General features: G+C 45.5%; 1 protein-coding gene. It reads left to right on the top strand.

Annotation, left to right across the window (positions count from 1 at the left end; translation table 11 throughout):
* Positions 1 to 9 precede the first annotated feature (9 nt).
* Positions 10 to 1,169, top strand: a protein-coding gene (locus tag C8R11_RS15815; RefSeq protein WP_181258294.1) for an IS3 family transposase whose coding sequence is annotated in 2 segments (ribosomal slippage) — positions 10 to 259 and positions 259 to 1,169 — 1,161 coding nt in all. Because the reading frame shifts where the segments join, the coding sequence is not laid out codon by codon here.
* The last annotated feature ends 8 nt before the right edge of the window (positions 1,170 to 1,177 follow it).

Genomic DNA, 1,177 nt, shown 5'->3' with positions numbered 1-1,177 from the left:
GAGGTTTTTATGAAAGAAAAGAAAGTTTGCAAACGATATGCGCAGTCGTTTAAAGAAGAAGCGGTTGCATTAATTACGGAACAAAGCTACAGCGTACAGCAGGCGGCGGATTCACTTGGTATTCGCAGCAATATGCTCTATCGATGGAAGCAACAGCAGGAACAGCAATCATCCAAAGAACGTATGTCCGAAGATGAACGTGCCGAATTGAGCCGACTGCGAAAAGAAGTCAAACATCTGCGCATGGAGAAAGCAATTCTAAAAAAGGCCAGTGCCTTCTTTGCGCAAGAAATGAAGTGAAGTACAGATTCATTTTTCGGCATTCAGTTGCTTATCCGATTACATTGCTTTGTACTGTAATGAACGTGAGTCGTTCAGCCTATTACGCCTGGTGCAAGCGACCGGCTAAAGTAACTACGCCTGCCGAGCTGCATTTGTATCGTCGTTTAAAGACGTTATTTAAGGAAAGCAGAAATAGTCTGGGCAGCCGGGAGTTATCCAGGAAACTGCGCGAAGAAGGCTTTCACATCAGCCGTTATCGAACCCGCACGTTGATGCGTCGATTAAATCTTGAAGTTCGGCAACGTGTTGCATACAAGGTCACGACGAAACGCAAACACAGTGATGTGGTAGCTGATAATTTGCTTAACCAGAACTTCAATCCCGTCGGTAAAGACGAAATCTGGGCGGGTGATATCACCTATCTTCGCACAGATGAAGGTTGGATGTATCTGGCGATTGTGATGGATTTATACTCGCGCCGCATCGTGGGTTGGCACATTGATAAACGCATGACAGAAAATCTGGTCGGTAAGGCATTGATGAGAGCAATTAACCTGCGCCAACCAAAGCCTGGTTTGGTTTTTCATAGCGATCGCGGTTCACAATATACAAGCCGTTTTTATCGAAAGTTACAGGCGGCCTATGGTACCCGACCTTCGATGGGCAGCGTTGGTACGTGTTGGGATAATGCCGTCGTTGAGCGATTCTTCGGTAGCCTCAAGCATGATTGGATATTCAAAGTGGCGCAGCCTACACGAGAACATATGAAACAAGATGTAGCGGATTATATTCGTTATTACAACAATGACCGGTTGCACACAGCTAATAGTGGAATGTCTCCGGCTAAATATGAAATGTCTCTGATTAAAGTGTCCGGTTCGACTTGACCAGAACA

Origin of the sequence: Nitrosomonas aestuarii, from assembly GCF_003046585.1 — a bacterium.
Taxonomy (GTDB): Bacteria; Pseudomonadota; Gammaproteobacteria; order Burkholderiales; family Nitrosomonadaceae; genus Nitrosomonas; species Nitrosomonas aestuarii.
The sequence above is the reverse complement of the archived record's forward strand: the minus strand, read 5'-3'. Positions and strand labels throughout refer to the sequence as shown.